Raw genomic sequence first — 866 nt, 5'->3', positions numbered from 1 at the left:
AGAGCGTGTTGGGGAATTAGTTGGGGTGTAACCTATTGAGGCACATGGTTGAGTTGGCAATCAGCAACCAAGTTTCGTGGCTGGCGGGCGTGAATTCGTAGTCGATTGCCAGCCGACGGAAGTAGTTGAGCCAGGCGAAGGTGCGCTCCACGACCCAGCGTTTGGCGACCGGCACAAAGCCGCGGGCCGAAGGCGGGCGGCTGCCCAACTGGTGCGCCCATCCGCAGGCGCGCAGGTGGCGCGCGAAGCGGCCCCGGTAGCCCTTGTCGGTGACCACCGTTTGCAAGCGCCCGCCCCAGCTCAGGCCGGTGGCCAGCAGCGCCTGGGCCTGCGCCCCGTCGTGGCCGTTGGCCGCGTGGACGCGGCAGGCGAAGATGCGGCCCTCCACGTCAGTGACCAGCTGGCGTTTACGCCCGTTCACCCGTTTGCCGCCGTCCGTGCCCCGGTGCTCGAAAATGCGCGGCGCCAGCTTGACGCTTTGGCTGTCCACGCACACGAGCGAGGGGGTGGCGGCCCGGTCGGCGGCCAGGCGGTCGGCCCGGTTCACCGCCTCGTTGAGCCGGACCCAGGTCTGGTTTTGCTGCCAGCGCCGAAAATAGTAGTAGACCGCCGTCCAGGCCGGGAAACCGGCCGGCAAAGCCCGCCACTGACAACCCGTGCGGCAGATGTAGCGCACGGCGTCAATTACTTGCCGCAGGCACAGGCGGCGTTTGCGTTGCAGGGGCAGCAGCGGGGCCATAACTTGCCACTGCGGGTCAGTAAGGGGTTGATAGCCGTCAACCATAATGCGAAGCGGAGCCTAGGAACTCCCCTTGCAACTTACTGACTCGTTTCTTTTTGCCCTGCTAAAATCCCCAACACGCTCT

Annotated in this window: 1 protein-coding gene; it reads right to left on the bottom strand. The window is 65.4% G+C overall.

Annotated features, from left to right (window positions below; all coding sequences use genetic code 11):
* Window positions 1–16: 16 nt before the first annotated feature.
* Window positions 17–784, bottom strand: a complete 768-nt coding sequence (locus LJ738_RS21140) for an IS5 family transposase (RefSeq protein WP_227788341.1) — start codon at window positions 782–784, stop codon at window positions 17–19.
* Window positions 785–866 lie beyond the last annotated feature (82 nt).

It is taken from the genome of Hymenobacter plasmatis (genome assembly GCF_020711255.1).
GTDB lineage: Bacteria > Bacteroidota > Bacteroidia > Cytophagales > Hymenobacteraceae > Hymenobacter.
The sequence above is the reverse complement of the archived record's forward strand: the minus strand, read 5'-3'. Positions and strand labels throughout refer to the sequence as shown.

Coding starts and splice junctions, on each gene's coding strand:
- LJ738_RS21140 (WP_227788341.1), bottom strand. CDS start 784: ATGGTTGACGGCTATCAACCCCTTACTGACCCGCAGTGGCAAGTTATG.